Genomic DNA, 6,277 nt, shown 5'->3' with positions numbered 1-6,277 from the left:
GCGGCTGCGAAGCGCGATGCATCCGCCTGCGCTGCGTCGCGCGACCCTCTGCAGATCTACGGATCTGCGATCGGATCACGCTTCTTGCTCAGGCGGCGACTCCCGCTTCTCGCTCGAATCCTCCCTGTGCAGAGATTCCCTTGTTGCTTGGGCGAACGCTCGCGAGTAGGATCGCCCTTCCGTGGAATGAGGAAGAATTGGGTGGTGGACCCTGCGGGTTCGAGCCCGGGACGATGGATTACCGACTGACAGCTGACCAGGAAAAGCTTCGCGCCGAAGTGCGCGAGTTTCTTTCTGAGGACCCGGCCCTCGCAGCGCGCTCCTTTCTGGAAGACGGCTGGATTGCGGGCTTCGACCTCGAGTTCTCCCGGCGCATGGCCGAGCGCGGCTGGATCGGCCTGACCTGGCCGAAAAAGTACGGGGGAGCCGAGCGCAGTTACCTCGACCGACTGCTCCTGACCGAGGAACTCCTGATGGCGGGCGCACCGGTCGCCGGGCACTGGTTCGGCGATCGCCAGATCGGCCCTGCGCTACTCGCGCACGGCAGCGAAGAGCAGCGGCGCGAATTCCTGCCGCGAATCATTGCGGGTGAAATCAGTTTCTGCATTGGCATGAGTGAGCCCAATGCGGGCAGCGATCTGGCGGGATTGCAGACGAAGGCCGAACTCGACGGTGATGAATTCGTGATCCGCGGCCAGAAGACCTGGACCAGCTTCGCCGAGCACGCCGACTACTGCTATCTGGTCGCACGCACCGAACCCGGCTCCGTGCGACACAAGGGAGTTTCAGAACTTCTGGTTCCGATGGATGCGCCCGGAATCGAGTTTCGACCGATCATGGACATGGTGGGTGAGTCCCACTTCGGCGAGTTGTTTTTCGACGAGGTACGCGTCCCGGCCACCTGTGTGATCGGCACTCTCGGCCGCGGTTTCTACCAGATCATGGAACAACTGGACTACGAGCGCAGCGGCATCGAGCGGCTCATTTCGAACTACCCGCTTTGGCGCGACGTAAAGGCCCTGGCGCGCGAACGAGGACTGACAAAAGATGCGGCGCTACGCGATCGGATCGCCGACATCGAAATCGCCTGGCACGCCGGAAGGGGAATGATCTACCGGGTAGCACAGATGCTCAGCGACGGTGTCTTGCCCAATCACGAAGCCGCGGTCGCGAAAACCTACTGCACCTCCCTCGAACAGCGAATCGCGGATCTTGCAGCGTCGATCCTCGGCCCCGAAGCGCTGCTCGCACCCGGATCGCAGGGCGCGCCGCTGGCCGGCCGAGTCGCACGCGGACTCCTGTACGCCCCCGCCTACACCATCCAGGGCGGTACGAATAATATTCTGAAGAACATCATCGCAACGCGCGGCCTGGGATTGCCGGCCCGCTGAAGCGGTTTTAGAGTACTCGGCGTGCGATCCGCGGGTGCGAACTAACTCCAGAGCGAGATCAGCTTCTCGCAGCGTTCGATGCGCGCCGCATCTCCTTCGCCCACGCGTTTGGCGAGCATCTCGAGTTCGTTCATCTTGAGATTGACCCAGCGGGCGGCCAGATCGAAGCGCTGCGAGTTGGCCTGGGCCTGGCGCAAGAGCTCCGTCGCGGAGATCACGTAGATGACCATATCGGCCACGGACCGCGAAGAGAGCAACGCGTAGTTGAAATCCTTGACCAGCGCGACCGAAGCTTCCTCGATGCGACCGATGCCGACGCGCACCTTCTCGGCCAGGGGCAGGAGATTCTCGTCGCTCAGATCGCCGAGTTCCTTGCGCAGCTCGTCGAACACGATCGTGAGCGCGCCCTTGCCGATTTCCTTGAGTGCGAAGCTGACCTGGATTTCCGAGGTACCCTCGTAGATCGTGGTGATGATCCCGTCCAGGTGCAGCTTGCCCACGGCGCTCTCCGCCATGAAGCCGATGCCCCCGTGGACCTGGATCGCATTGCGGGTCAGTGTGTCGCAGGTCTCGGTTGCCGAGTACTTGGCCAGTGGCGTCAGCAGACGGGAACGCGTGTCGTTGCGCTCGGTGACGCGCTGTAGTTCCGCGCGCTCGGCTTCGGAGACGTCCTTCTCGCGCTCCAGGTAGGCGGCGATCGCTCGATTGCGATCGATCAACCCCGCGCAGCGGTACAGAATCGCCCGAGAGCCTTCGAGTTCCAGCACCATGCGCGAGAGCACGTTCTTCATGAGCGGCTGGTCGCCAATCGGAATCCCGAACTGCTTGCGTTCCCGGGAATAGTTGATCGCTTCCTCGACGGCGGCTTCCGCAATGCCCAGTCCCTGCGCTGCGACGCCCAGGCGGGCGTTGTTCATCAGGTCGAGCATGGCCTTGAAGCCCTCGCCCTTGGTCCCCACGCGAAACGCCTCGGCGCGATCGAAGCGGATCGCGCAGGTCGGAGAGCCGTGGATGCCCAGCTTGTGCTCGAGCCACTCCGTGACAACCGCATTCGCGCTGCCGTCCGGCAACGTACGCGGGCACAGGAACAGCGAAAGCCCTTTGGTCGTGCCCTTCGACTTATCGAATGTGTCGGCATCCCGGGCCAGCACCAGATGGATCTCGCAACCGCCGTTGGTGATAAAGATCTTCTGTCCGTCGAGGAAGAAGCGACCGTCTTCTTCGGTGGCCGTCGTGACGATGCCGCCGAGATCCGAGCCGGCATTCGCTTCGGTCAGATCCATGGCGCCCAGGACTTCGCCGCTTACGAAGCGCGGCAGGTACTCCTGCTTCAACTCCTCCGATGCGTACTTCTGGATGTCTTCGGCCACGCCCGCCTGAAGCCCCACCACCGTCATCAGTCCGGCGTTTGCCCGCGAGACGAGTTCGAGAATCAAATTGCAGACCAGCGACGGCAGTTCGAAGCCACCGTACTTCTCCTGCGTACCGGGGCTGACCAGTCCCGCATCGCGCAGCATCTCGTAGCCTTCGCGAATCGCCCGCGGGAGCTTGACCTCGCCGTCCACCAGTTCGGCGGTTTCCCACCATCCCTCGCGTGAGATCGGTTCGATCTTCGCGCAGATCTCGCCGCAGGTTTCGAGTACACCGATCAATGCAGCTCGTTCCGCTTCCAGATCGACGTCGTCGCCCTTCCGATACTGGAAGTAGCTGTCCCAGTCGATCAGTTCGTCGAAGTACTGCAGAATTCCGTCGTGTAGGTATCCAGACAAGAGATCACCCTCCCTGGGTTAAAACGCGCTTCATCGTCTCGGGCTCCGCTTCTCGTGTCGGAGCGGTACTCGGCTGAGTTGAGCACTGACTCGAAGTCAGGTAAACCGCCGTCGGGGCGCGACTTTCAGCCAAGACGATCGGCTTTCGCGGCATACCCCGCAAGCTCAGCGATTGGCTATGATCCGCACCGGAGGTCTGTATATGTACGTGGGAAGAATCGTCTCGGTCGGCAAGTCCAGCAACGGAGCCAATGCCGCTCTGTACCGCGTTTCCTCGCGCTCGTTTCCGAATCGCACAGCTGTGAACAACAGCGGACGCCTGGCCATCGTCCCGCGAGAAGGGCACGAAGACGACGTACAGAAGAATCCGTACATCGCCTATAACTGCCTGCGTATCGCGGGTGACTGGGCGGTCGTAACCAACGGCAGCCATACCGATCCGATCGCCGAGAAGATCGAACTCGGCATGCCCGTGCGCGATGCACTGGCCAGCACCATGCTCGCAATGGACTACGAGAAAGACGCTTACAACACACCGCGCATCAGCGGCGTGGTACCCGTCGACGGCGACACCGGCTGGCTGGCGATCGTACGCGACGATGCACTCGTGGTGAAGGCGATTGCGCTCGAGCCGGGTCGCGCCTGGTACGTCGCCACCTACGAGCACGACGACGTCAGCCCGACCCAGAGGGTGGATTTTGACGCAAGCGACGCGGATGCGGCTGCGCGTTTCATCGTCGACGGTGGCGCGTTCGCAGATCTCGAAAAGCCAGTGACCAGTGCGGCCGCGATCGCTTCACGCGATGGCTTCCAACTGGGAACGCACACCGTCTGACCCGCGGGCAAACCGATCAGCGTTTTCGCAGGGCTTCCAATTGCTCGACGGTTCGGGGCCAGTCGTCCTTGAGCAGACGCGAAAGCGCGCGGTCGGCAAGCAGTCGGCCTTCGTTCTGGCACTCGGCGCAGTAGTTGGTCTCGTTGCTCGCATAGGCGATGCGCTGTACCGGGGAACCGCAATCGGGACACGGCTCGCGGTAACGACCGTGCACCGCCATCTCTGAGCGAAACGCCGTCACCTTCGCCGGGAAGTCGTCGCCTACCTCCGCGCGCAGGCGTTCGATCCACTCGCGAAGCAGCGCCAGCGTCGACTGGTACAGACATGCGATCTCATCGTCGTTCAGTTGGCTCGTCAGCCTCAACGGGGAAAGCCGTGAGCGATGCAGGATTTCATCACTGTAGGCATTGCCGATACCCGAGAGCAGATGCGGATCGGTGAGGAAGCGCTTGAGCGTATGGTTCTCGCTGTGCAAGACCCGAACGAAGTCCGCAAGATCGCATTCCAGAACTTCCAACCCGCCCGGGTCGTGCTCGCGTAGAGCTTCCTCACCACGCACCAGATGCAATGACGCGTGCCGTTTTCTGCCCGCCTCGGTAAGCGTGAGTGTTCCCGAACTGAAATGGAATACGGCAATGCCCTTGCGACCCGGCCTGGCGTCGCGATCCCGCCACTGGAAGCGCCCGGCAATCATCAAGTGAATGACCATGAACAGCTGATCTTCGAATCCGATGACGATGCGCTTGCCGAGACGCCGGATCTCTTCGACTCGTCGATTTTCGAACTCGGCGGGCGCCGGTTCCACGGAGCGCAAGACGAAGGGCGTCGGCAGAAGCAGCCGCTCGAACTTCTCACCCAGGATGCGACGCTCGAGTGAATCGATGTAGACCGTCACGTCGGGGAGCTCGGGCATGTCGCCAGCCTACCCCTTATGAGCGCAGGAGGTCGATTGCACACGGCGCAGCACGAAAGCTGCTGTATCGGCTCTGGAGCTCCAGACCGGGCTTCTCGCACGGCACGCGGCTTGCTCTTTCAAGGTTCGGAAAATGACCGGACAGGAGGAAACCATGCACGACCACTATTGCGACCACGAGATCGACGTTTCACGCGGACCGGTGCCCGGGATCGCGGCGGTATTGTCTGTGCTGGTTCCCGGACTCGGTCACCTGTACAGCGGACGCCTGGCCGCGGGACTCGGTTGGTTCCTGGCCGCGGGCTTCGGATACTGGGCGATCCTGGTGCCGGGCTTCCTGATCCACGTGATCAGCGTCTGGGCGGCCTATCGCAGTGCGAAGTTCTGGCGGCGCTACTGACGCGCAGGGGCGCTACTTCAATTCGCGCAGACTGCGCGGCTCGATCACGAATTCGAATGCGTGTGTGCCGATCGAAAAGCGATCGCCATCTTTGATTTCGGCCTCTGTGACTTCGGCCCTGTTGAGCTGAACAGGCAGTGAGCCAAGCGCACGGATCGAAAAACTGCCACCGGAAAACTCGATAGACGCGTGCTCGCGCGCCATCTCGGGATCGTCGAATGCCAGGTCCACACCGGGACCGCGTCCGAGAGTGACCCGCCCCTGATCGACGGGATACTCGGTGCCGCGCGCGCAGCCGCGCAACATCACGATCGAGGGTTGAAAGTCGGTCAGAAAATCGGACAGCACCCTGCAGTGTGGGGAGTCGTGCATCCCATGTTCTAGCGGCCGGTCGAAGCCAGACCTTGATGGGCTCCTCGGGAGAACTGGGCGGAATTACCAGGACTCGGAACCGGGGTGGCCTTTGAACGGTCCGACGAGGTCCGGAGTGATCCAGCCGCCGTAGAAGTCACCGGGTTGGGGTCGCACTCGCTGATCGGCCACGTAACAGGCATCCACGCGACCGGCAAAGAAGCCGACGAAGTCGCGAAGTCTTTCAAATTCTTCAAACGGCTCGGGATAACTCCAGGCCAGCTCGCGAGCCGAAGCGCCTTCGCGCAATTGCCAGAAACGCGCCACACCTTTCCATTCGCAAAGAGACTCTCCGCGAGCCGGTGCGAGTCGCCCGGTGTCGACATCAGCGGGCGGCAGATAGTAGGTGGGAGGACTCGACGTCTCGCACACGCGCAGTGCCCGGGTCGTATCCGCCAGCAGCGCTCCGGCGTGCTCGACACGGACGCGCAACTCCACCCGTTCAATTCGCGGCGGTCGCGGGTAGTCCCAGACGGACTCCTGACCGGGTCCCGGAGTCTCGATCTGCGCGGGCCGAACTCGCGGCAGATTTCGCCAGTAGTCGCGAGCTCGCCGGAC

7 protein-coding genes are annotated in these 6,277 nt (G+C 62.4%); 3 read left to right on the top strand and 4 right to left on the bottom strand.

What is annotated here, in order from left to right; genetic code table 11:
* Positions 1-233 precede the first annotated feature (233 nt).
* On the top strand, positions 234-1,391 hold the full coding sequence (locus tag GY725_04130; protein MCP4003363.1) for an acyl-CoA dehydrogenase: 1,158 nt from the start codon (positions 234-236) through the stop codon (positions 1,389-1,391).
* Positions 1,392-1,432: 41 nt separating this feature from the next.
* Here the strand turns inward: GY725_04130 and GY725_04125 are convergent, their stop codons facing one another.
* Positions 1,433-3,160, bottom strand: a complete 1,728-nt coding sequence (locus tag GY725_04125; protein ID MCP4003362.1) for a hypothetical protein — start codon at positions 3,158-3,160, stop codon at positions 1,433-1,435.
* Positions 3,161-3,362: 202 nt separating this feature from the next.
* On the opposite strand from GY725_04125, the gene GY725_04120 reads away from it, so the two are divergent.
* Entirely contained in the window at positions 3,363-3,995 is a 633-nt protein-coding gene (locus tag GY725_04120) for an IMP cyclohydrolase (protein ID MCP4003361.1), read from the top strand.
* Between the two features lie 16 nt (positions 3,996-4,011).
* Here GY725_04120 and GY725_04115 read toward each other — a convergent pair whose 3' ends face one another.
* A complete protein-coding gene (locus tag GY725_04115; GenBank protein ID MCP4003360.1) occupies positions 4,012-4,908 on the bottom strand; it encodes a formamidopyrimidine-DNA glycosylase in 897 nt (298 codons plus the stop codon).
* Positions 4,909-5,062: 154 nt separating this feature from the next.
* Here GY725_04115 and GY725_04110 point away from each other — a divergent pair, with 154 nt between their 5' ends.
* Positions 5,063-5,308: a hypothetical protein gene (locus GY725_04110; protein ID MCP4003359.1), complete on the top strand. Its 246-nt coding sequence runs from the start codon at positions 5,063-5,065 to the stop codon at positions 5,306-5,308.
* Between the two features lie 12 nt (positions 5,309-5,320).
* On the opposite strand, the gene GY725_04105 is transcribed toward GY725_04110, so the two are convergent.
* Together GY725_04105 and GY725_04100 are read right to left on the bottom strand one after the other, a co-directional pair.
* Positions 5,321-5,680 carry an FHA domain-containing protein gene (locus GY725_04105; protein ID MCP4003358.1) on the bottom strand — a complete coding sequence of 120 codons (360 nt, stop codon included), beginning with the start codon at positions 5,678-5,680 and terminating at the stop codon, positions 5,321-5,323.
* A gap of 63 nt (positions 5,681-5,743) precedes the next feature.
* Entirely contained in the window at positions 5,744-6,247 is a 504-nt protein-coding gene (locus GY725_04100; protein ID MCP4003357.1) for a DUF427 domain-containing protein, read from the bottom strand.
* Between the last annotated feature and the right edge of the window lie 30 nt (positions 6,248-6,277).

The sequence above is a fragment of the bacterium genome (assembly GCA_024226335.1).
GTDB lineage: Bacteria > Myxococcota_A > UBA9160 > SZUA-336 > SZUA-336 > JAAELY01.
Note: the sequence above shows the minus strand (reverse complement) of the source record. Positions and strands in the feature narration are given on the sequence as shown.